The organism is Paenibacillus sp. FSL R7-0163, from assembly GCF_037969975.1.
Classification (GTDB): Bacteria; Bacillota; Bacilli; order Paenibacillales; family Paenibacillaceae; genus Paenibacillus_AQ; species Paenibacillus_AQ odorifer.
Genome location: NZ_CP150224.1, coordinates 983,846 through 1,007,014, shown reverse-complemented (window position 1 = coordinate 1,007,014; position 23,169 = coordinate 983,846). Strand labels below are relative to the sequence as shown.

The following is a 23,169-nucleotide window of genomic DNA, read 5'->3' as shown; positions in this document are numbered from 1 at the left end:
TATCTGGACTTACACTTATATAAACTCGCTAAACATATTTTTTAGACGCTCCACAAATCCGGGCTTCTGAACAGTTTCCTGACTCGGAGTGGCGTTCTGCTTGCTCCGGTTGACCGTCTTTTTGTTGCTGCTTCCACCACTGTTTCTTGCTCGGAAACTACGGACAACATTATGCAGAATACCGACACCGCCGGTAAACCCAGGGTCCCGTACACCGATATAATCCGGCACGGCGATGCGTACAGATGCAGCCAGCTCGGTCTGAGCAGCCTTCAATACACCCGGCATCGAGACAGTCCCACCTGTAAGTATATAACCTCCAGGCAGTTCACTGTAACCAAGCCGCTTAACTTCTTGACGAATCAGGTGGAATATTTCTTGCACCCTTGGCTCGATAATTGCCGCCAGATCCTCTTGGTTAAATTCCTTCTCCACGTTACTGCCAATGCGCAATACCTTGAAGACAACGTCTGAGGCTGCATCGTCAATCCATGCGCAACCATATTTAAGTTTTACCTTCTCCGCTTGATCAGTAAGCGTCCGAAGTCCGTAGGCAATATCATTGGTTACGAATTCTCCTCCGATCGGAATCGTGGAGGTTGCACTAAGAGAACCCTCTTCGTATATGGCTATTGTTGTTGAGCCCGCACCAATATCAACCAGAACAGATCCCATCGATTTCTCGTCCTTGGACAGCGCCAATCCACCAGCTCCAAGAGACATCAGCACAAGATCCTTTACCTTCAGCCCTGATTTCTCAACACAGCGTAGTAGATTATGTATTGGCGTCTTAGCACCCGTAATGATTGTTGCCTCAACTTCCAGACGAACACCAATCATTCCGCGCGGGTCTTGAATTCCTTCAAGACCATCGACGATAAATTGTTTGGGAACAACATCAATCACTTCACGCTCCGGTGGCATAGCAATGACTTCCGCAGCTTTAATTACGCGATCGATATCATCATCGCCGATTTCACGATCCTCATTCTGAACGGCCACAACACCGTGGCTGGATTGCAGGCCAATATGATTACCGGAAATGCCTACATAAACCTCTGATATTTGAATACCCACCATCTGCTCTGCATGATCTATAGCACTTTTGATCGATTGCACAGTTTGGTCGATATCTACAATCGCGCCTTTACGTATTCCTTCCGAATCAGCAGATCCAACGCCAATAATATTAAAGGTTCCATTGGTAACTTCCCCAATTATTGCCCGAACTTTGGATGTACCGATGTCCAAACTAACAATGATGTCATTGTTGCTCAAGTCCTATGGCACCTCCTGTTATAATCATAATTAATTGCATTACCTTATCCCGGTCCCGGGAAACTTCTCTGTACATATTCAACATACCTAATCCTTTCCCTCTTTTTTCTACAAATTTTTTGAACGGAATAATATTCCAACATCCCCAAATGTGAATAGTTACTCATATGTTATTGTAAAAATAGCAATTATCACAAGAAATATCGGCCTAATTGGTCATTTCAACCAAATATAGTACTATATCTCAAAAAAATCGAAGAAAAAAGAGGGATATAGCTTCTTGCCCGTAACTCCGATTGTAGCATTTTTTTAACTCTATTAGTAGGGACTATTTACCTCCACACTACTCTTGCGCAACATCTTCTTCATCGCTTTCCACCTGAAAAGGAACATATGAATCGGCTTCTAGCATTTTAATGAGTCCAGGCTGTTCAGTCTCTATAATCTGATTCAAATAGGACACCTTGCTCTTTAGCAAAGAGATGGCTGTAATCACCTCAAAACGGGATCTAGTATAGAGCTTGATCCGGTCTGGAAAAGACAAGGTTGGCGAGGGAACAATCTCAGAGATATCACTTGTCAATTCATTAGGAATGCTTGCTAATGCTTGACAAAGCTTAGCCTTATTCGGATCTTCCGGGTCCCAGTTCGTTAATATAGGTTTCTCAACAGCAATTCCAGTCTCATTAACAGGCACTGCAGCTCCACTGGACAGAATCGCCTTTAAGAGGCCTCCCTGTTCCAGTTCATAAGCTACCGCAGGGAATTCCTCAATCTTTACTGTGATCACCCCGGGGAAATCCTTCTGCACGCTGACGTCTTTAATCGTCTTAAGCTTCAGCAGAGATTCTTCCACAGCTTTAGTTGATACAGCAAAGAATTGCCCACCTATTTTAATTCCACTTTGTGAGAGTAACTCTTCACTAGTAGAATACTTGCTACCTTGAAAATCTATCACTGTAATATGGCTAATAGACGATCTGAAAAAAATCACAGCAAGAAGCGCAGTGAACAGCAGCAGCAGGATCGCCGTAATCTTACGGCTCATTTTTTTCTTAGGCTTGTCCTCTTTAAGAAGAGGTAATCGGGTTGTAGTCATTCTCATATCTCCGTAATAAGGCCCTGTCTCCTTCTCTGAGAGATCTGGAAGGAGACAGGGAGCTTTAATTGGCCAAATCAAGTGGATCCGTTACAGGCACCTTACGGCTTATACGCGCGCCAAGCTTCTGAAACAGCTTCTCTATTCCATCATAACCACGGTCAATGTGATGCGCTTGCTCAACGACCGTAGTCCCTTGTGCAGCAAGCCCGGCAATGACCAGAGCTGCACCCGCCCTCAAATCAGTAGCTTCCACAGTAGCACCATACAATCTCTGAACGCCGCGAATAAACGCACGATTCAAATCGATAGAGATGTCAGCACCCATCCGGGCCATTTCTTCCACATGTTTGAACCGTCCCTCAAACACCGTTTCCTTGATCACACTAAAACCATCGGCGAGCGACAGCAGCACCATGACCTGAGATTGCAGATCCGTCGGGAAAGAAGGATAAGGAGAGGTTACGATTCTCTCAACCGCACGCGGACGTCCCATGCAGCTGACATTAATTATATCATTGCATACTGTGATTTGAACACCAGCCCGCTTAAGCACATGAATAAGCGAAGTCAGATGCCCGGCGTTCGTATGTGTCAAGGTCACATTCCCACGTGTAGCTGCCGCAGCAATCATTACAGTTCCAGCCACTATCCGGTCTGGGATTACCTCGTACGTACAGGGATATAAGTTTTTGACACCCTGGATCGTAATGGTATCCGTGCCTGCACCGATAATCTGAGCACCCATACTATTCAAAAATTGCTGTAGATCCTGTATTTCCGGCTCTCTTGCTGCTCCCGATATCGTCGTTGTCCCCTCTGCCTTGGCGGCAGCCATCATAATATTCTCCGTGGCTCCAACACTTGGATAGTCGAGATGAATATCACTCCCTACAAGCTTTGAGCCCCGACAGGATATTCGTCCGTTGCTTTCCTCGATCTCCGCCCCCAGTGCTTTAAGACCCTGCAAATGAAGATCGATTTTACGCTCCCCGATCGCACAGCCACCAGGCTGATAGATCGTTACCTCACCAAATCTGGATAACAGCGGTCCCATTAAAAAAATGGAAGATCTCATCTGCCGCATCAAATCCTCAGGTACATGAGATGTCCCCACGGCTGACGTATCTATCGTCACCGTATCCTCTTGATGCACGCACCTGCAGCCCAGCCGATCCAAGATGTCTAGCATAGTCTCGATGTCCAGCAGCTTCGGCACATTATGCAGTGAGTGAACTCCTTCGGCCAGCAGGCTTGCCGCTAGAATCGGCAGCGCCGCATTTTTTGCTCCATGGATACGAATGGTGCCTGACAGGGGACTTCCACCCTCAATCACCAATTTGTCCAATGTATCACCTCCGAGATTACCGCTCACCCACCACAAACACTTCCGATACAAGGTCATATGAAATGTACAAGATTATCCTGCACTACCTTTCAGGTTAGGAAGTGTTCTGGGTGATTGTCACGATTATAGGATTATCCTATGTTCGTTCCTCCAAGTGTGTGACAGAGAGCTGCCAATAAGGAAAATACCTCTCAAAGGTAAATGGCTTAAGACTGTTTACCGGCTAGTCTTCGGAGTTCGTTAGTGACAATGGCAGCAGAATCCCTTTTGCCCAGTCGTTTGGAAGCCTCGGACATTTTTTGGCGTACAGCTTCAGTTCCAATGATTGCTTGCACAGCTTCATAAAGCGCCTTACCATTCAAATCCTTCTCAAGCAGCACCACAGCGGCCCCTTCGCGTTCCAGCTGTCTTGCATTCGCCTCTTGGTGATTGTTCGTCACATTAGGAGAAGGGATAAGTACAGAAGGAATACCCAGCGCTGTAATCTCAGCGAGAAAGGATGCCCCCGCCCGATTTACGATTAAGGAGGTACAAGCCAAGACCTCCGGCATATTGTGAACATAAGGTAGGACATGCAGCCAGTTCGGTGTGCTACCCAGCTTCTGACGCAATTCAGCACGGGTATCCTCAAAATAAGGCTCACCTGTAACGTAAACATAATGAACACCATTACCCTTACCCACAAATGGGGCCATTTCAATCATGGCTTTATTAATAGCCTTAGCCCCTTGACTGCCGCCAACAACCAAAACAACCGTGCTGTTATCCGGAATGCCCAGCGAGGCAAACCCCCGTTGTGGACTAGCCGTAGTAACCGTCGTTGCCCGAGGATTACCTGTGTAGATTACGTGCTTGCTCCCCGGAAAAGCAGATTCTGTCCCTTCAAAGCTTACGGCCACTGTACTCGCGTAACGACTTAAAAAACGATTTGTTAAACCAGGGATAGCATTTTGCTCATGGATCAAGGTTGGGATACCCAGCCGGGATGCAGCGTAAACGACCGGACCACATACATAACCGCCTGTACCAATTACAACATCAGGCTTAAACTCTCTTAACATTTCTTTGGAAGCCTTAACGCCCTTTAAAAAACGCATCACCGTCTTGATGTTGTCCATGGACAGCTTGCGCCGAAAGCCAGTGATGTCGATAGATTTGAAAGGGATATTCTCTTGGGGAACAAGCTTGCTCTCTAAGCCACGCGTTCCACCAATATACAGGAAGGTAGATTCACTATCTTCTGCTTCCAGTTGTCTAGCAACAGCGACTGCGGGATAGATATGACCACCCGTGCCTCCGCCGCTTAATACGATACGCATGTCTTTCACCTCGCATAACGGGATAAGTTCAATAGAATGCCCAGGGAGGTTAACATCAGTGTAAGCGAAGAACCTCCATAGCTAATCAGAGGAAGTGTGATGCCTGTTACAGGCATTAGACCGATGACCACACCAATATTAATAATGACTTGCACAGCCACCATACAGACGATGCCAACGGCCAAATAGCTTCCAAAACGGTCAGGCAGACTCATCGCCACCTTCATTCCGCGCCAGATTAGAATAAGAAACAGGATCAACACAGCCAAACCACCGATAAACCCCAGTTCCTCGGCCAATATAGAAAAAATAAAATCGGTCTGCGGCTCAGGTACATAACTGTACTTCTGCCGGCTCATTCCAAGTCCGAGACCCCCAAGCCCTCCAGGGCCAATCGCGTATAGCGACTGAATAATCTGGTAGCCTGCACCGAGGGGATCGGACCAAGGATCAAGAAAAGCGGTTATCCGCTGCAACCGGTAAGGTGCTGCGGCAACCAAAGCAACAAACCCAGCCACGCCAGCTACTCCTAGTGAGAGTAGATGTTTCATTCTTGCCCCAGCTGTAAAGACCATCATCAAGGCTGCGCCAAACATAACGGTACCTGTACCCAGATCCGGCTGGAGCATAATCAGTGCAAAGGCTGATCCGATAAGCGCTAACGGTGGAAGTAAGCCACGAGTGAAGGAGGTGATATCATACTCTTCTTTTCCCAGCCAATTCGCCAGAAATAGAATCATCCCCATCTTCATGAACTCGGAGGGCTGAATCCCGAAGGAGCTGATTCCGAGCCAGCTGCGCGCTCCCCCGCGAACTACACCAATGCCGGGAATAAGCACCATAACGAGCAGGATAAAGCAGACAATCAGTGCCGGCTTAGCCAGCTTTTTTAACACTTTGTAGTCTGTATTCGCTGTAACAAACATTGCAACAAGTCCCAGTCCTGCAAACAAAAGCTGCCTCTTTACAAAGTAAAACGAATCTCCATAATTGCGGAAGCCCAAGACAGATCCGGCGCTGTATACCATCACCATGCCGATCACCAGCAAAGAAAGAATGGGAATCAGCAGCCAAATATCGGGAGCATGACGAGTTTTGTTCATCAGGAGCACACCTCTTGCATCCGTAGTAGGGGCTTATCCACCCCCCTACTTAAAGGTTATGCACCGCCTCTTTAAAAATACACCCGCGCTCTTCATAGGATGTAAACATATCCCAACTAGCACATGCAGGAGACAGGAGAACGATATCTCCTTCTTCCGCCAGAGCGGAAGCTTCCCGCACAGCTGCTTGCAGCACGGCGGCGGCGCTCTCCCCATTATCGACGGAGATAATCTGCTTTAATCCTGCCAGCTGTGCTACATTTATTAGCTTGTCCTTGGTTTGTCCTAACGCCACCAAAGCTTTGACGCGTCCGCTCAGGACAGGCAGCAGCTCCATATAATCGGAGCCACGGTCTAATCCGCCAGCGATCAATACCACCGGACGCTGAAACGATGTCAAAGCCGTAATTGTCGCTTTGGAGTTCGTTGCTTTGGAATTGTTGTAATAAGCGGCTCCAGCCTTATCAGCTACATACTCCAGGCGGTGCTCCACACCACGAAAAGAAGAAAGCACTTCGCTTAATAGAGAGGGGTCAGCTCCAGCGGCAATAGCAATTCCACAGGCAGCCAGCGCATTCCCCACATTAAAGCGACCCGGAAGAGCGATGGAATCCACATCCGCGATTATCGTTTCCTTGTCCGCAGATTCGCGATAGATAATGTGGCGCTTCAGCTCATCATCTTGCCCCGTAATATAGGACGGGCTAACAAATACTCCATGAGGCAGCTCCTCAAACAAGGAGAATGGAAGAATCGAAGCCTTCACATAGGGCACAAGTTCCCGGCAGACAGGATCATCCCAGTTCAGCACTGCTGTATCCGTAGCTAATTGATTAGCGAACAGCTTGGTTTTGGAATCCACATAATCTTTCATGCTTCCATGATAATCCAGATGAGTCTCTGCAATATTCAGCAGACAGCCTATCTTTGGCCGGAAGGTCTCCGTACCTTTGAGTTGAAAGCTGCTAAGCTCGACCACCATCCAGTTATCCTCTGTAGCCTCTTGTGCAGCCTGACAAAGAGGCGTACCAATGTTGCCCGCAACTATAGGGTTCATTCCCGCAGCTTCCAGCATATGGCCTACCCAGGTCGTCGTTGTCGTCTTGCCATTGGAGCCTGTGATGCCGATCATCGGCGCTGCACAAAGTCGATAAGCCACCTCTACCTCTGTGACCACTTCAATTCCAAGCTCAATTGCCTTTTGTACAGGGGGCGCAGAATAAGGAATGCCTGGATTTTTGATTACCAGACTTACACCTTCATGAATAAGTCCTTCCGGATGCCCGCCGCATATAACACAAATTCCCAAAGATTCCAATTCGGAAGCTTCGGGACTTTGATCTCTTTCCTTTTTGTCGTTAACCGTAACTATAGCGCCGCGTTCATGCAGCACTTTAGCCACCTGGACACCGCTTTTAGCAAGCCCAAGAACCACAACTTCTTCACCACGATACATATCTGGATGTTTCATTCTCTACAACCCCTTGCTAATAAATAGTCCCACAGCAGCCAACACCAAACTAACCGCCCAGAACGAAATTACCACACGCCACTCCGACCAGCCACCAAGCTCAAAATGATGGTGAATCGGGCTCATTCTGAATACACGTTTGCCACGGGTTTTAAATGAAACCACTTGAATCACAACGGATAACATTTCAATTACAAAGACACCGCCTATGATGAGAAACAGCAGCTCACTCTTCGTGACAATAGCAATAGCACCTATAGCACCACCAATACCAAACGAACCCGTATCCCCCATAAACACTTTAGCAGGGTGGGCATTGAACACAAGAAAGCCTAATACAGCACCAATCATTGCCGCAGCACATACACCTGCCGCAATAGACGTAGCTTGCATTGCCACCACCGCGTATGCGGCCAAGGCAATGGCACTGACACCAGACAACAGTCCATCGACTCCATCTGTAAAGTTAACGGCATTCGTCACTGCCATCATCATAATAATGATGAATGGATAATAGAACCAGCCACCCCAATCAAAGCTGAAATCAGTACCTGGTACGCTGATACTTGTACTGTGTCCGGCATAAATCAGAAGACCGCACATCAGAGCACCAACCAGCAGCTGTCCAAATAACTTTTGACGTGCTGTGAGCCCTAAGGAACGCTTAAATACAATTTTGATATAGTCATCCAAAAACCCGATCAATCCAAAACCAAGCGTAGCTACGAGCAGTACGTAAAAATCTGTATTCACCACAGAAAATTTCAGATAAGACAAGGTAAAAGCTACGATAATCACGATACCGCCCATAGTCGGCGTTCCCGCTTTCTTCAAATGGGTTTGCGGTCCGTCATCTCGCACCTGCTGTCCGAATTTCATCCTGCGCAGAAGCGGAATGAAGAGCGGAGCGGCAATGACCGCAAGGATAAAGGAAACAGCAATAGTCAATAACAATAGTTGATAATCCATGGGTACACCCCCTCCAATGATTTAGGTCTGTTGAATATCTTTATTTAGGCTCTGAAGCACTTCCTCGAGCTTCATTCCTCTTGATCCTTTAAATAGAACAATATCCTTAGCACTGCATTTCTCTAGAAGGACAGCGGTTAGTTCCGCTTTATCTGTAAAAGCTTTTACGCGCTCTTTGCCGAATTTCTCTTCTGCTGCTTTGGCAATATGAACGGATAATGGTCCGTAAGTACATACAAAATCAGTTAATGAAGGGTCAAGGTAGTAGCCTATTTCTTGATGAAATTCTACTTCCTCCGGCCCAAGTTCCAGCATGTCCCCGAGCACAGCGATTTTATTGCCACTGCATTTCATAGATTGCAGGACATCTATAGCCGCCTTCATAGAAGTAGGGCTGGCATTATAAGCATCGTTTAAAAGCGTAAGTCCGGAGGAAGTCCGAATCACTTCAATCCGCATGCCCGTCAACTTGAGCTTGCTTAGACCGTCCTTCATATTCTGCTCCGTAACCCCATAATGACGAGCAACCGCTAGTGCAGCCAGAGCGTTAACAACGTTATGCTGACCTGGCAGCGGTAATGTAAAAGCATGTTCCTTATGACGGCTTGACGTGAACGTCATGCCACCAGTATGGGACATCATCCCTGTTGGATAATCATCATTATCCTCATTTAGACCAAAACGGAAGGTTCTCATCCCTTCTGGAGCCTTAAAAGTGGACTCTTGCATTACCTCAGTCAGCAGCGGTTCGTCACCGTTATAAATCAGCAGTCCCCCCGGCTTCAGCCCCTCGGCAATCTCCAGCTTGGCGCGGGCTATTTCTTTACGTGACCCCAGCTGCAGTAAATGCGACTCGCCTACATTAGTAATTACCGCTACGTCAGGTTCAGCCAAAGAAGCCAGCAGAGCAATTTCTCCCCGCGAGCTCATCCCCATTTCAAGTACAGCGATCTCTGTATCCTCAGCCATGGATAAAATAGTAAGCGGAAGACCGATATGATTATTGAAATTCCCCGCTGTCTTGTGCACTTTGAACTGCACTTCAAGCAGAGACATAATGATATCTTTTGTTGTTGTTTTCCCGTTGCTGCCCGTAACAGCGACAACCTGCGGAGCCACTTCCTTCAGATAAGCAGCGGACAACTTCTGGAGAGCCTCCAGCGTATCTTCAACAATAATAACTCCGCCACCTTCAGGTACCGGTCCTTTATCGCGTTGCCACAAGGTTGCGCCAGCACCAGCAGCCAGTGCTGCGGCAGCATAGTGGTGACCATCGAATTTGTCTCCAGATAGAGGCACAAACAGGCAGCCGGGTGTGATCTTACGGGAGTCGGTAACGACTCCCGTAAGGGTTGTATTCATAGCTTCGACAGCAGCAGGTTCCCCTGCGCACATGGCAGCAATATTTTCAAGCGTTCTTGTAATCAATAGTTTCGGCCCCTTATAACTTCTTTAGCGACGATGCGGTCATCGAAATCATGAACCACTCCGCCAATCAGTTGATAGGTCTCATGACCTTTCCCCGCAATCAATACTACATCGCCAGGGCTTGCCATTTCAATAGCCTTCCCGATAGCTTCTCGGCGATCAACAATCATATGATACCGGTCAGAGGTGACTCCATCCTCTACTAGTCCTGCTTCTATATCCTTCAAGATTAGTTGAGGGTCCTCCGTCCGAGGGTTGTCAGAAGTTACGAATACCATGTCGCTATATCGTGCAGCGATCTTCCCCATTAATGGACGTTTCGTCCGGTCTCTGTCTCCGCCACAGCCAAACACTGTAAGCACTTTGCCGGTAGCAAATTCGCAGACCGTCTTTAATACATTCTCTAGCCCGTCTGGTGTATGTGCGTAGTCAACGATAACAGCAAATTCCTGACCTTCATCCACTGACTCCACCCGTCCAGCTACACCATCGATTGCCTCAAGACTAGTCTTGATATCAGCCAGAGAGACATCTTCCAATAAAGCAGCTGTAATCGCCGCGAGTGCATTGTAGACATTGAACTTTCCAACCATACGGAGCGAAATGTCCGTCTTCCCCTTAAACGTATCCACATGGAAAAAAGTTCCTTTTGCAGTGATCGATATTTGCGAAGCTCGGACATTAGCGTTGTTATCAATGCCATATGTAATCACTTCCGCCGCAGTTTGGGCTGCAAAATATTGACTGGCTTCATCATCCGCGTTCAACACCGCATATTTGCGTTCTTCCTTCCACGGAGAGATCACATTTCCTAATCTGGAGAAAAAGAGCCCTTTAACCGCCCGATACTCCTCCATTGTATGATGATAATCCAGATGATCTTGGGTTAAGTTCGTAAAAATTGCCGTACGGAAGTCCGCACCCTTCACACGTCCTTGCTGAAGTGCGTGAGAGGATACTTCCATTACGCAACATTCCACACCTTTGGAAGCCATATCATGAAGGGACCGCTGCAGATCTAGCGACTCCGGAGTTGTGCCTGACATAGGGTAGCTTTTGCCGTCATAGCGCATTTGAATCGTTCCAATCAGACCTGTCTTCATATTCTGATCCTGCATAATCCGCTCAATGAGATAAGTCGTTGTTGTTTTGCCGTTTGTGCCCGTCACCCCGATCATTCTCATCCGGCTGCTAGGTGAGCCAAAGAAAGCATTCGACATGACAGACATCGCAAACCGGCAGTCATCCACAACAATCTGCGGGATATCAAGCTCCAGCTTGTGCTCACATACAATAGCCGCCGCTCCGGAGGCTACTGCTTGCGGCGCATATTTGTGCCCGTCCACGGTGTGGCCAGGCAAACAGATGAATAGATCTCCCGGGCCTACACGGCGGGAATCCGTCTGAAGATCAGTAATCTCCACATCTCCATCCCCGTATAGTTGCGAAGTAGCAAGACAAGCAGATAATTCGTTAACTTTCATAGTAATCCCTCACTCTACATTTTCGGATACGAGCTGAAACCTTATACCTAAATCATTATTCACTAGATGCTCCCATATAAATCCTGATGGTTGAGCCCTGTTCTACTCTGGCCCCAGCCTTAGGAGCTTGATTGATGACCGTATTTCCTGTGCCTGAACGTGCAAGATTAAAATTCATATTTAAATCCTCATAGATATCCTGCACCGTTGCTCCGGTAAGATCAGGTACGGTCACTATCGGAGTTTCGCCATACTTATAAGTTTTGGGAAGCTGATCACTGCGCTCCGGAACCTTCATATAGTGCAGCGAGTCTTCCAAAATATTTTGCACGATTGGAGCTGCAACCACACCCCCAAATTGAATCCCTTTCGGATTATCCACGGCAGTGTACACAACGATCTGAGGATCATCCGCTGGCGCAAAGCCAATAAAAGAAACAATGTGCTCTGTTGGAGAATAACGTCCATTTACAACCTTCTGTGCAGTACCCGTCTTGCCACCTACACGATAGCCGTCAATAAAAGCCGGCCGTCCTGTGCCTTTGGCAACCACGCTCTCAAGTGCTGCCCGCACCTTCTTGGATGTTTCCTCCGAAATGACCTGCCGCACAAGCTCTGGCTTCACCTCTGATACAGTCTCTCCCGTAACCGGGTTAACCCATGCTTTTGTTACATGTGGTTTATAGAGATTGCCACCATTGATAGCTGCGGATACCGCAGCTATCTGCTGAATAGGCGTAACCGAAACCCCTTGGCCGAAGGCTGTAGTCGAAAGCTCTACCGGACCTACTTGACTGAGCTTGAACAGAATGCCATTAGCTTCCCCATTCAGATCAATTCCCGTTTTACTGCCAAAACCAAAATCACGAATATATTTGAAAAGTGATTCTTTTCCCAGCCGTTGCCCTAAGGCGACAAACCCAGGGTTACAGGAGTTCTCAACTACCTGTAAAAAGGTTTGACTACCGTGGCCGCCCTTTTTCCAGCAGCGCAGCTTTGCGCCCGCTACCTCGATAAAACCCGGATCATAGAAATGATCGTTCTGAAGATCTACTTTACCTTCCTGCAGCGCAGCAGCCAGAGTAATGATTTTGAACGTTGAACCAGGTTCATAGGTCATCCAGATAGGCAGATTCCGGTTGTAAATCTGCGCATCATATTCCTTGTATGATGCTGGTTCATACCCCGGTCTGCTAGCCATGGCAAGTATCTCACCATTCTTCGGATTCATAGCTATAGCCCAAGCACCCTGCGCCTGATATTTTACCATAGCCTGATCCAGCTCACGTTCCATAATGGACTGGATCTGTTTATCAATCGTCAGCTCCAGATTAAGTCCGTCTTGAGGGGCAGAATATTTCTCAGATGAGCCAGGCATAAGTCTTCCGCCTGCATCAGACAAATAAGAAATATTGCCGGCTATGCCTTTGAGCAGATTGTCATATATACTCTCTACTCCTGTAATACCCTGGTTATCTATACCTGTAAAGCCTAAAATATGCGCGGCTAAATCGCCGTAAGGGTAATATCTTTTGCTATCCTCAGCGACAACGATGCCCGGCAGCTGCAAATCACGGATGCTCGCGGCAAGATCCATCGTAATTTTGCGGCCGCCGGGCTGAAGTTTCACCGACATTTCTTTTTTGGACAGCAATGTCATCAGCTTCTCCTCAGTCATCCCAAGCAGTGGAGCTAATTGCTGTGCTGTCTTTTGCTTCTCTTTTACCTGCACCGGTACTGCATACACTGTAGGTGTGGTGATATTAGAAACGAGCGGCACACCTTCACGATCCATAATTTCACCACGTTTAGCGGTAAAAGGAATATTGCGGCGCAAGGAATCTTCTACCTTCGCAGTCAATTCCTCGCCTTGAGATAATTGCACATACGCAAGACGCACGACCAGCGAACCGAATAACACTGCCAGTCCCAGCAATGTCCACAGCATTCTCCGCCGTGTTACGACTTTGGAAACCTTCATTCCGTTCTCCCCCACTTTCAACAATAGACATGAGCTCTTATCTTCATGACTATTCGGGACAAACAGGGGTTAGAACAAGCTATGTTCCGCTCTCGGAATCTGTCCCCTCATCAGCAGGCGGGGCCACGGGAATATCTTCGCCATAATCATTTAATGGCTTCATTTTCAAAGTGACCAAGGTCTTGCCATTTTGTGTTCCTACAATCTGTTCTGAGACGTAACCTTCTCCGTCTACCGCAATCTCTACTTTTAGTAGAGTTAGAATTTCAAGTGCATCACGCAGGGATTCCCCTTTTAAATCTGGAATGGTAGGCTGAGCCCCCTGCGGACTTAATAAATAGATCCGTTGCCCTGTAGCAAGCTTCGTACCTGCCTCAGGATATTGACTCTCTACAGCAGATCCTTCTCCGACCACTACATAATCGAAGCCTTGATCCAAAAGTGCTTCTCTTGCTTCCTTCATCGTCTTGTCTGTTAGATCTGGTGTAGTCCGAAGTGCGACTGTTTCAGTCTTAGCCGGCTTTTTGCTGCTGCTATCACTAGCCTCAGACGCCAGCTTAGGTACTCCCATGTATTGCAGAGACTGGGATACAATCTCTTTAAATACTGGAGCAGCTGCCTTACCGCCGCCAACCTCAACGTTAGGTTCGTCAATAATGACAATAACAGCGATCTTTGGATCATCAACAGGAGCATAACCAATAAAGGAGACAAGTACTTTGGATTTCACATAATCCTTACCTTCAACCTTGATAGCCGTTCCTGTCTTTCCTGCCACGCGATAGCCGTCAATATAAGCGTTGCGGCCTGTTCCTTTTACTTGGTCAGCAACAACCTGCTCCAAATATTCACCCGTTTTCTTGGCGCTTTCCTCATCAATCACCTGACGCACTACACTAGGCTGAGTAACCTTTGTCTCACCAGTGTTAGGGTTTGTGACCTCCTTAACTACATACGGAGTCATCAACTTCCCCCCATTAGCGATAGCAGATACGGCAACGAGCTGCTGAAGTGGGGTTACTAGCACTTTTCCGTGTCCATATGCGAGTGTCGCAATTTCTATAGGACGTCCAAGGTTAGGGTTAACGACCCCGCTTACTTCTCCTGGCAGATCGATTCCCGTTTTCTCATTGAAGCCAAAATCATTGATATACTGTAATAGCTTGTCCTGTCCGAGCATTTCATATAGCTTAACGAATAGAACGTTACTAGAACGTTTCACACCTTCAAGAAAACTGATTTGCCCCCATCCAGCATGATTAATATCATGCAGTGCCTTACTATATCCCTTTATCCGGATGGACCCGGACAAAAATGTCGCAACAGGATCAAAAAGCTTCTCTTCTACTGCGGCGGCAAGCGTTACAATTTTGAAAGTGGAACCAGGCTCGTATTTAGATTTAATAGCATGATTATAGAATCCCGCCCCATCGGCCCCGGTCTTCCAAAATTCATTTGGATTATAGGTAGGCATATTGGCTAATCCCAAAATCTCCATCGTGTTCGGATCAGCAGCAATGACACTCATACTTTTTGGCTTATATTGCGCATACGCCTTTTGCATGGCCTCTTCTATATAATGCTGGATCGTACTATCGATTGTAAGCTTGAAATTACTTCCATTTACTACTGGCTTATAGGTATCTTGTGAATCCGGCAATTTTACCCCTTGACCGTCACTTTGATAAAGCAGCTTGCCATCGGCACCCTTAAGCTCCGTATCAAAGTATTTTTCCAGTCCCATGATAGCATTGCCGTCCCTATCTGTATAACCTAAGATATGTGCAGCTAATTCATCTTTTGGATAATATCGTTTCTGCTCTCTAACAAGCCCAATACCGGTCTCTTGAATTTTATGTTCTTTACCTAGGGCTACATAAAATTCTTTCACCTTATCGGCAAGCTCCTGATCAATCTTCCAGCCTTCATTACGAATTTCACGGTTCTTGAGGTAAGCACCCGTCTCTTCGTCCTTGGCTTCAACCAACTTACGCAGCTCATCCTCTGGTTTGCCGAGCAATTCGTGTAATCCTGTAATGACCTCTTCCCCGATGCCTTGTTGTTGAATCACTTCAGGATTCACCACCACGGTATAAGCAGGGACATCGCTAGCGAGCACACTTCCGTTACGGTCAGAAATCGTACCTCGCTCCGCTTTGATAGTTGAGGTATGCGCCCAAAGTGTGGCGGCCTTTTCCTGCCATTCCTCACCTTGCATAACTTGAATCCAGAACACTCTAACGATCAAAACAAGAAAAAAGAGGGTAATACACCCTCCTATAAACAGCGTGCGAAGTTTTATTCTTTTCAGCATAAGCGAACCTCACAACTTTTTTTATTGCGATCTTGCCAATCGCTCACTAATTATCACCTGGAGTCGTTGCCGAGCTTGCCGGAATATAGATTGTTGCATTCTCATCCGGAGACACATAACCAAGATCCCGTGCTTTTTGGGCGACTTTCTGCTCTAGATTCTGCTTTTCCATCTGATACGTAGAAATCTGCTTCTTAGCTGTTGCAATATCCTGATCTAATTTCTGAGCCTGCAAGTTCAAATCATAAATTTGGACGTAACGTGAAATCAGGGTGATCGCCACCAGAACGCATACTCCTAGCGTCAGCATATACAAAAGTTTCTCTTGCAGCGGAAGTACTCTTCGTCTGGTAACTACTTTTGTCTTCTCGCGGTAAAGGGGGTTTACCTCTTCTTTTCTTTTGGGCTGAACTGCTAAATTGCCGCGGGTATAGGCCATCTCTGACTCTCCTTTATCGTCAATTACAATTTTTCTGCAATGCGCAGCTTAGCTGAGCGGGCTCGGGTATTAAGCTCAAGCTCTTCTTCAGAAGGCACAAGCGGTTTACGATTGATTAACTTAAGCGTGCCTTTCGCGCCGCATACGCAAAACGGAAAGTCAGGCGGGCATGTACATCTGCTTAAATAGCTGCTAAAAATTTGCTTGCAAATTCGGTCTTCGAGCGAATGAAAGGTGATGACGGATACTCTGCCTCCTGGTGCAAGGCAACGTACTGCACTATGTAGCCCTTCTTCAAAAGCACCCAATTCGTCATTCACAGCAATCCTTAATCCTTGAAAGCTACGTTTAGCGGGATGCCCTCCTGTTCTTCGAGCAGCTGCTGGGATACCTTCCTTGATCAGTTCTGCTAATTCTCCTGTTGTCTCAATAGGAGCTTCTTCTCTTCTGTCTACAATTTTTCTAGCGATTCTCCGCGAGAATTTCTCTTCTCCATATTGGAAAAGAACACGGGCAATCTCCTGCTCGGACCATGTATTCACAATTTCAGCAGCCGTCAAAAATGCTGACTGATCCATGCGCATGTCCAGCGGAGCATCATGATTGTAACTAAAGCCTCGTTCCCCTTCGTCAAACTGGGGAGAGGATACGCCAAGATCAAAGAGCACTCCATCTACTTGGGGAATACCATCTGTTTGTGGCACAAAGGGCACATCCTTAAGTACACTCTCCAGATCACGGAAGTTAGTCTTAATAGTCACAACCTTGTCTCCGTATTCCGCTAATCTTTCTTTTGCGTTCTCCAAAGCCCAATCATCTTGATCCAAACAGATTAAACGGCCTTCGCCGCTAAGCTTGGAAGCGATAAGTGAGCTGTGTCCCGCTCCACCGAGAGTGCAATCTACATAGATTCCGTCTTTTTTGATGTGCAGCCCTTCTGTCGCTTCTTCCTTAAGCACCGTGATGTGGTGAAACAAGCTGCATCCCTCCAGGACAGTATTCGTTATTGTGTTTTATAGATCAAAATTGAAATCCACCAATTTCTCAGCGATTTCGTTGAACGATTCCTCGGACTGTTCGAAGTACTGTTCCCAAAGCTCTTTGTTCCAGATTTCCACCCGGTTCGAAACGCCCAGAATGACACAGTCTTTGTCCAGTTTGGCATACTGCCGTAAATTAGCCGGCAGATTTACCCTTCCCTGCTTATCCCAAACACATTCAGTTGCACCTGAGAAAAAAAAGCGGCTAAATGCGCGGGCATCTGATTTCATCAGCGAAAGGCTTTTAAGCTTTTGTTCCATGATTGCCCATTCTTCCATGGGATAAACAAACAGGCAGGAGTCTAGGCCGCGGGTCGTCACGAAGGAGGTTCCGAGCAATTCACGGAGTTTAGCCGGAATAATGATTCGGCCTTTGTCGTCAATGCTGTGTTGATACTCTCCCATGAACATCCTTTTTCCCACCCCTAATCCCCGAATCCCCACTTTACCCCACTTTTCACCACTTAAGCATAATAGATTCGCCATTAAAAATCAAAAACCTTTTTCTGGCCAAGGAAATTTTTCCTAAATCAGATAGCTCGTTTCCCGAAAAACATTTCTCCACAGAAAAAAGCCATACAATCGGAATCTTGTCCGTTGCATGGCTTTGTTAAAAAAGTTGCTTCAGTTCAAGGTACACTGGTTAATACACTTTATTGTTATACGTTCAGTTATTAATCGTTCAAATTCCAGCTGTCCAAATAATCCACTTGTGCCGGAGTCAGGCTATCTATGTTAATGCCCAGACTTTCCAGCTTATAGCGTGCTACTTGCTCATCCAGCTCATAAGGAACATTTTCAACTTTTACGCCAATGCTCTTATAATTATCATTTACATATTTCAGCGACAGCGCCTGGAGCGCAAAGGTTGTATCCATAATTTCAGCAGGGTGACCATCAGCAGCACCCAGATTTACAAGTCTGCCTTCGGCAAGCAGATATAATTTACGTCCGTCACGAAGCTGGTACTCTTCGATATTTTTGCGAACGGTACGTTGGGATACGGATCTTTCCGACAGCTCAGGCTTATTCACTTCAACGTCGAAATGGCCCGCGTTGCACATGATCGCTCCATCCTTCATCACATCATAATGTTCACCGCGAATTACATAACGGTTACCAGTTACTGTAACGAAGAAATCACCAACCTTAGCTGCTTCCAGCATTGGCATTACTTCAAAACCGTCCATATGTGCTTCAACGGCTTTAATCGCATCAACTTCTGTGACAACCACTTTTGCTCCAAGCCCTTTGGCGCGCATGGCAACACCTTTACCACACCAGCCGTAACCGACAACAACTACTGTTTTACCCGCTACGATAAGGTTGGTTGTGCGAATAATTCCATCCCATGCCGATTGGCCAGTGCCATAACGGTTATCAAACAAATATTTGCAGTAGGCATCATTAACCGCGACCATTGGGAACTTCAATACGCCTTGCTTTTGCAGAGCTTTTAGACGAATAATCCCGGTAGTTGTTTCTTCAGCACCCCCGCGAATATTCTCCATCAGATCAGGACGCTCCGAATGCAGCAATGTAGCAAAATCCCCACCGTCATCAATAATCAAGTCCGGTTTGCTCTCCAGTGCCTTGATATTAAGGGCTTTAAATTCTTCAGGAGACGGATTGTATTTAGCAAATACTGTGATTCCATCCTCCACAAGCGCTGCACATACATCATCCTGTGTAGAAAGTGGATTCGAACCTGTAATGGTTACATCTGCACCACCAGCTTTGACAACCTTCGCCAAATACGCGGTTTTAGCTTCCAAATGCAATGTAATCGAAACTTTTAGACCTTTAAATGGCTGTTCTGCTTCAAACTGCTCACGAATACGGTTCAGTACCGGCATATGCTGGCGAACCCAGTCGATTTTCAAATGCCCTTCCGGTGCGAGTGACATATCAGCCACGATACTATTTTGTTTAGATGAACTCATTATGAAACCTCCTAAAAGTTTTGTGAGCGTTACTACATTGAATCTACTTCGTACAAAACTTGCTTCGTAAGCATACGCTTTGTTTTGTGAGCGTTACTACATTGATCTACTTCGTACAAAACTCACTTCGTAAGCATAAGCTTAGTTTTGTGGAAAGCGATACTTCCATTACATATAAATGATGCGATGTGTTCCACTGTAATCCGGTTCAACCGTCATTAGCTCATCCAGCCAAGCAAGCCCGTACCGGTTCAAGTAATACATGATATTGTACACTCTTTCCTGCAGTTTACCCAGTGGCATTAATGACAGCTCGATTCGCTCCCATTGCCGGATTGCAGCTTCGTTCTGTTTTGCCATTGCATCTTGGGCTTTCGCCTGTAAAAAAGTAATCTGATCTAGAATCTTCTCTTTATTGTTATTCCCCAGCTTAAGCAGACCTGCCTGAACCGTTCCAAGCTGCTCAATCAGCGGTTCGTACATGGCGGCGAATGAGGTTTTGGTTTCTTCAAAACGACGTTCAATCCCCAGCTCATCCTGTGCGGCCAGCCATTCATGTCTTTTATGATCCAGTCCTTGTCTTACATCCTCAAAGCTAAGTTGATATTTGTCCATATGCTTGTGCAGCGTACCTTCTACGACAGTAAAAGACATTCTAGGGATAATTAACGGCATTTCTCCCCCAATGGTCTCAAACGCACGGCGCGGAATGGCCCAGTAAGCAATCTCACCTTGACCCAGCACCGTTGCCAGAACAGGCAGCACATAATCCTGCATAAGTGGACGTGTCAGCACATTGTTGCTAAAGCGTTCCGGATGTGCCTGCACCTCCTCAAGTAATTCATCACGGGTAAAGGATACCTGACCCTTGCGATCCGTAAAGATTCCGTCCTTCTTGTGAAGCAGAAGCCGTGTACCTTCATGAATATAAAAGAGGTTGGCATTGCCAGCTGTAACATCAGCCTGAAGCTCATATCCAGCGCCCACAATATCAGAAGCAGAATTCATATACGCTGTTTCCAGTGCATCATTCTGCATAATTAGCGAAGTGAAAAATGGCTGTTCTAACTTACGTAAGTTGGGATCAGCAGAATCAAGCAGAATCAGACCAAATTTACCAAATAATGAACCCATCAGCTTGGCAAATGCATCCGTCATACTATCAGCTCTAAAAGAAGAAGTGCGAATGAATTCCATGATCTGCGGCTTAAAGTCGCTTTCCTGAAGCAGACCGTCTAACTGTTCTACTACCTGCTGCCAGCTTTCCTCTTCTACACGAATATCACTTACTGAGGAGCGTTTCTCTTCTGACTTTTCTATCTTAATCTTAGTAATCTCCTGCGTACGATTCAGTACATACGTATGATTCACTTCATCCCAGTCATGATCTTCACCTGCAATCCAGAATAAAGGAACTACAGGTCGGCCGAGTTGTTCAGCTGCTTCTTTTGCCGCCATAATGGTAGTTGCAGCTTTATATACCACTAACAGGGGTCCAGTAAATAGTCCGCTTTGCTGCCCACCTGTCACCACTAATGTCCCCGGCTGCTCTAAGAGCGCCAGCGAAGCCATCACCGCATCATGCGAATTATGCTTTTCATTATATTGTCGTAGACACCCAGCAATCTGAGTCCGGTCGGCACGAAGGCTTTCTCTGCTATCTAGCCAATCGGCCCGTCTACTTCTACTTTCTTTATTGCGGAAATCCCCACCGTACAAATGACTAACCTTTTCAAAATGATCTATATAGTCGCGCGAGAGTGCAGATCCACCCTTGAGCGGTTCCGTTACAATATTCATTCGCTAGTGCCTCCAGTTCTACTAAGCAGTTATATGTAAATCCAAGTTCGTAAAAACTCTCTATGATTGTATCCAAAGTCAGGAGCCGCGTCAAAGCAAAACATGTCTTGATATCAGCAACACAGGTACAGCCAACTGTTCAATTATACTATAAAATCATTAAATAATATCCTAAATACATACAAGAGGCGAGAGCATAATGCTCCCGCCTTTGAAAACCTAAGTATAAATTATGCGAATTTTTTGCTGACAAAGTGGCCTTTAGATACTTCTACTAATTCAAAGTCACTGTCATTGGTCTTATCGTTAGCAGAATAAATAGGGCTGCCAAGCTCATCATGCAAGTGAATACGTTTTTTGTTGACTTCAATTTCCGGGTCCGGAACTGGAATAGCCGACAATAGGGATTTAGTATAAGGGTGGATAGGATTTGCATATAGCTCTTCACTTTCCGCCAACTCAACCATTTTACCCAAGTACATAACTGCTACGCGATCACTGATATGTTTAACCATGGACAGATCATGCGCGATGAAAAGATAAGTCAATCCCAGACGATCTTGCAATTCTTTAAGCAAGTTAACGACCTGAGCTTGAATGGATACGTCAAGTGCGGAAATCGGCTCATCACAAACGATGAACTTAGGATTAACCGCTAACGAACGGGCAATCCCGATACGTTGACGTTGTCCACCGGAGAATTCATGCGGATAACGGGTTGCATGGTCATGATTAAGACCAACCATATCCAGCAGTTCTTCAATCCGTTTCTTACGTTCTGCACGGCTGCCAGCCATTCCGTGAATGTCCAGTGCCTCGCCGATGATATCAGAAACCGTAAACCGCGGGTTAAGCGATGCGTACGGATCTTGGAAAATCATTTGCATGTCACGGCGCATAGCCTTCATTTGATTTCCAGGTAATTTATAAATGTCTGTACCATTATATTTCACACTTCCAGCAGTTGGCTCATACAAGCGAAGAATCGTACGTCCAGCAGTAGTCTTACCACAACCGGACTCACCTACCATCCCAAGTGTCTCGCCCTCACGGATCGTGAAGTTAATATTATCAACAGCCTTAAGAACCTTACCTTTACCTACATTAAAATATTTCTTAAGACCTTCTACCTCTATTAGGTTCTTACTCAAGAGTACTGCACCTCCTTGGCCATCGAATGCAGATTCCAGCAACGCGCCATATGCGTTTCGCTGAATTCTGTGGCGCCGGGATCGATTTGTTCGCACACATGCATCGCTTCATTGCAACGAGCAGTGAACGGACAGCCGATCGGCGGCTTGATCAGATCTGGCGGTGTGCCGATGATCGGAATAAGCGGCTCGCCTTTCTTTTGGTCCAGACGCGGCATTGAGCGCAGCAGACCTTTGGTGTATGGATGTTGTGGATTTTTAAAGATTTCCCATCTTGTTCCGGTCTCCACAACCTCACCTGCATACATTACAATCACCCGATCACACATGCCAGCAACTACGCCGAGATCATGTGTAATCAGAATAATGGAGGTACCTAGTTTTTGCTGCATCTCTCTCATAACTTCCATGATCTGCGCCTGAATGGTTACATCTAGAGCCGTTGTAGGCTCATCCGCTATCAGCAAAGCCGGACGGCAAGCTAACGCGATTGCGATCATTACACGCTGGCGCATACCGCCTGAGAATTCGTGGGGATATTGGTTAAAGCGAGCCTCCGCATTTTTGATGCCTACTAATTTCAACATCTCCATACCTTGCTTTTTCGCTTCGGCCGCTGACATTTTCTGATGTTTAATCAAAACTTCAGTGATCTGTTTGCCCACTTTGATGGTTGGGTTCAGAGAAGTCATCGGGTCTTGAAAAATCATGCCAATATCTTTACCGCGAATAGATTCCATTTCTTTCATGCTTTTGTCTAGCAGATTCTGTCCTTGAAAAATAATCTCTCCCTTTTTCACTTTAGAAGGTGGAGAAGGGATCAACCGCATAATCGATTGAGCAGTTACACTCTTACCGCTGCCGGACTCGCCGACGATGGCAACCGTTTCGCCTTTGCCAATTTCAAAATTCATACCACGGACAGCTTGTACTTCTCCGCCCTTAACAAAAAAGGAAATATGCAAATCTTTGACTTGTAAAATAGGTTCCATCCATATTCCT

The 23,169-nt window shown here is 46.4% G+C and carries 18 protein-coding genes; all 18 read right to left on the bottom strand.

The window, feature by feature from the left end; all coding sequences use genetic code 11:
• Positions 1-15 precede the first annotated feature (15 nt).
• A complete protein-coding gene (ftsA, locus tag NST45_RS04290; RefSeq protein ID WP_036683637.1) occupies positions 16-1,278 on the bottom strand; it encodes a cell division protein FtsA in 1,263 nt (420 codons plus the stop codon).
• Positions 1,279-1,621: 343 nt separating this feature from the next.
• Positions 1,622-2,377: an FtsQ-type POTRA domain-containing protein gene (locus tag NST45_RS04285; RefSeq protein WP_038572856.1), complete on the bottom strand. Its 756-nt coding sequence runs from the start codon at positions 2,375-2,377 to the stop codon at positions 1,622-1,624.
• Positions 2,378-2,441: 64 nt separating this feature from the next.
• Positions 2,442-3,725, bottom strand: a complete 1,284-nt coding sequence (gene murA / locus NST45_RS04280) for a UDP-N-acetylglucosamine 1-carboxyvinyltransferase (RefSeq protein ID WP_036683642.1) — start codon at positions 3,723-3,725, stop codon at positions 2,442-2,444.
• 206 nt (positions 3,726-3,931) lie between these two features.
• The gene (gene murG / locus NST45_RS04275; RefSeq protein WP_094902341.1) at positions 3,932-5,044 is read right to left on the bottom strand and encodes an undecaprenyldiphospho-muramoylpentapeptide beta-N-acetylglucosaminyltransferase; all 1,113 of its coding nucleotides are present in this window, start codon (positions 5,042-5,044) and stop codon (positions 3,932-3,934) included.
• Between the two features lie 5 nt (positions 5,045-5,049).
• The gene (gene spoVE / locus NST45_RS04270) at positions 5,050-6,147 is read right to left on the bottom strand and encodes a stage V sporulation protein E (protein WP_036683647.1); all 1,098 of its coding nucleotides are present in this window, start codon (positions 6,145-6,147) and stop codon (positions 5,050-5,052) included.
• A gap of 49 nt (positions 6,148-6,196) precedes the next feature.
• Entirely contained in the window at positions 6,197-7,618 is a 1,422-nt protein-coding gene (murD, locus tag NST45_RS04265; protein WP_036683650.1) for a UDP-N-acetylmuramoyl-L-alanine--D-glutamate ligase, read from the bottom strand.
• Positions 7,619-7,621: 3 nt separating this feature from the next.
• Positions 7,622-8,587 carry a phospho-N-acetylmuramoyl-pentapeptide-transferase gene (gene mraY / locus NST45_RS04260; protein WP_036683653.1) on the bottom strand — a complete coding sequence of 322 codons (966 nt, stop codon included), beginning with the start codon at positions 8,585-8,587 and terminating at the stop codon, positions 7,622-7,624.
• A 21-nt stretch (positions 8,588-8,608) separates the two neighbouring features.
• The gene (murF, locus tag NST45_RS04255; protein ID WP_038572862.1) at positions 8,609-10,015 is read right to left on the bottom strand and encodes a UDP-N-acetylmuramoyl-tripeptide--D-alanyl-D-alanine ligase; all 1,407 of its coding nucleotides are present in this window, start codon (positions 10,013-10,015) and stop codon (positions 8,609-8,611) included.
• Positions 10,012-11,499, bottom strand: coding sequence for a UDP-N-acetylmuramoyl-L-alanyl-D-glutamate--2,6-diaminopimelate ligase (locus NST45_RS04250; RefSeq protein ID WP_038572864.1), 1,488 nt, complete (start codon positions 11,497-11,499; stop codon positions 10,012-10,014). The genes murF and NST45_RS04250 overlap by 4 nt, the downstream gene beginning before the upstream one ends.
• A 55-nt stretch (positions 11,500-11,554) precedes the next feature.
• Positions 11,555-13,480 (bottom strand): stage V sporulation protein D, encoded by a 1,926-nt coding sequence (locus NST45_RS04245; protein ID WP_036683661.1) that lies wholly within the window; start codon positions 13,478-13,480, stop codon positions 11,555-11,557.
• A gap of 79 nt (positions 13,481-13,559) precedes the next feature.
• Complete coding sequence (locus NST45_RS04240) at positions 13,560-15,794, bottom strand: penicillin-binding transpeptidase domain-containing protein (RefSeq protein ID WP_076316807.1); 2,235 nt, start codon at positions 15,792-15,794, stop codon at positions 13,560-13,562.
• Positions 15,795-15,840: 46 nt separating this feature from the next.
• The gene (locus NST45_RS04235; RefSeq protein ID WP_036683668.1) at positions 15,841-16,233 is read right to left on the bottom strand and encodes a septum formation initiator family protein; all 393 of its coding nucleotides are present in this window, start codon (positions 16,231-16,233) and stop codon (positions 15,841-15,843) included.
• Between the two features lie 23 nt (positions 16,234-16,256).
• Positions 16,257-17,210 carry a 16S rRNA (cytosine(1402)-N(4))-methyltransferase RsmH gene (gene rsmH, locus NST45_RS04230; protein ID WP_339824973.1) on the bottom strand — a complete coding sequence of 318 codons (954 nt, stop codon included), beginning with the start codon at positions 17,208-17,210 and terminating at the stop codon, positions 16,257-16,259.
• 36 nt (positions 17,211-17,246) lie between these two features.
• Positions 17,247-17,684 (bottom strand): division/cell wall cluster transcriptional repressor MraZ, encoded by a 438-nt coding sequence (gene mraZ / locus NST45_RS04225; protein ID WP_036683674.1) that lies wholly within the window; start codon positions 17,682-17,684, stop codon positions 17,247-17,249.
• A gap of 263 nt (positions 17,685-17,947) precedes the next feature.
• On the bottom strand, positions 17,948-19,219 hold the full coding sequence (locus tag NST45_RS04220; protein ID WP_170914265.1) for an adenosylhomocysteinase: 1,272 nt from the start codon (positions 19,217-19,219) through the stop codon (positions 17,948-17,950).
• A 165-nt stretch (positions 19,220-19,384) separates the two neighbouring features.
• Complete coding sequence (bshC, locus tag NST45_RS04215) at positions 19,385-21,016, bottom strand: bacillithiol biosynthesis cysteine-adding enzyme BshC (RefSeq protein ID WP_036683679.1); 1,632 nt, start codon at positions 21,014-21,016, stop codon at positions 19,385-19,387.
• Positions 21,017-21,246: 230 nt separating this feature from the next.
• Positions 21,247-22,167 (bottom strand): ATP-binding cassette domain-containing protein, encoded by a 921-nt coding sequence (locus NST45_RS04210; protein ID WP_036683682.1) that lies wholly within the window; start codon positions 22,165-22,167, stop codon positions 21,247-21,249.
• Positions 22,164-23,159 (bottom strand): ABC transporter ATP-binding protein, encoded by a 996-nt coding sequence (locus NST45_RS04205; RefSeq protein WP_036683686.1) that lies wholly within the window; start codon positions 23,157-23,159, stop codon positions 22,164-22,166. The genes NST45_RS04210 and NST45_RS04205 overlap by 4 nt, the downstream gene beginning before the upstream one ends.
• Positions 23,160-23,169: the final 10 nt, after the last annotated feature.

What these genes read in the sequence shown, in the direction of transcription:
- mraY (WP_036683653.1), bottom strand. Translation starts at nt 8,587, where the DNA reads ATGGATTATCAACTATTGTTATTGACTATTGCTGTTTCCTTTATCCTT.
- NST45_RS04250 (WP_038572864.1), bottom strand. Translation starts at nt 11,499, where the DNA reads ATGAAAGTTAACGAATTATCTGCTTGTCTTGCTACTTCGCAACTATAC.
- bshC (WP_036683679.1), bottom strand. Translation starts at nt 21,016, where the DNA reads ATGAATATTGTAACGGAACCGCTCAAGGGTGGATCTGCACTCTCGCGC.
- mraZ (WP_036683674.1), bottom strand. Translation starts at nt 17,684, where the DNA reads ATGTTCATGGGAGAGTATCAACACAGCATTGACGACAAAGGCCGAATC.
- NST45_RS04240 (WP_076316807.1), bottom strand. Translation starts at nt 15,794, where the DNA reads ATGCTGAAAAGAATAAAACTTCGCACGCTGTTTATAGGAGGGTGTATT.
- NST45_RS04235 (WP_036683668.1), bottom strand. Translation starts at nt 16,233, where the DNA reads ATGGCCTATACCCGCGGCAATTTAGCAGTTCAGCCCAAAAGAAAAGAA.
- murG (WP_094902341.1), bottom strand. Translation starts at nt 5,044, where the DNA reads ATGCGTATCGTATTAAGCGGCGGAGGCACGGGTGGTCATATCTATCCC.
- spoVE (WP_036683647.1), bottom strand. Translation starts at nt 6,147, where the DNA reads ATGAACAAAACTCGTCATGCTCCCGATATTTGGCTGCTGATTCCCATT.
- NST45_RS04205 (WP_036683686.1), bottom strand. Translation starts at nt 23,159, where the DNA reads ATGGAACCTATTTTACAAGTCAAAGATTTGCATATTTCCTTTTTTGTT.
- murD (WP_036683650.1), bottom strand. Translation starts at nt 7,618, where the DNA reads ATGAAACATCCAGATATGTATCGTGGTGAAGAAGTTGTGGTTCTTGGG.
- NST45_RS04245 (WP_036683661.1), bottom strand. Translation starts at nt 13,480, where the DNA reads ATGAAGGTTTCCAAAGTCGTAACACGGCGGAGAATGCTGTGGACATTG.
- NST45_RS04285 (WP_038572856.1), bottom strand. Translation starts at nt 2,377, where the DNA reads ATGACTACAACCCGATTACCTCTTCTTAAAGAGGACAAGCCTAAGAAA.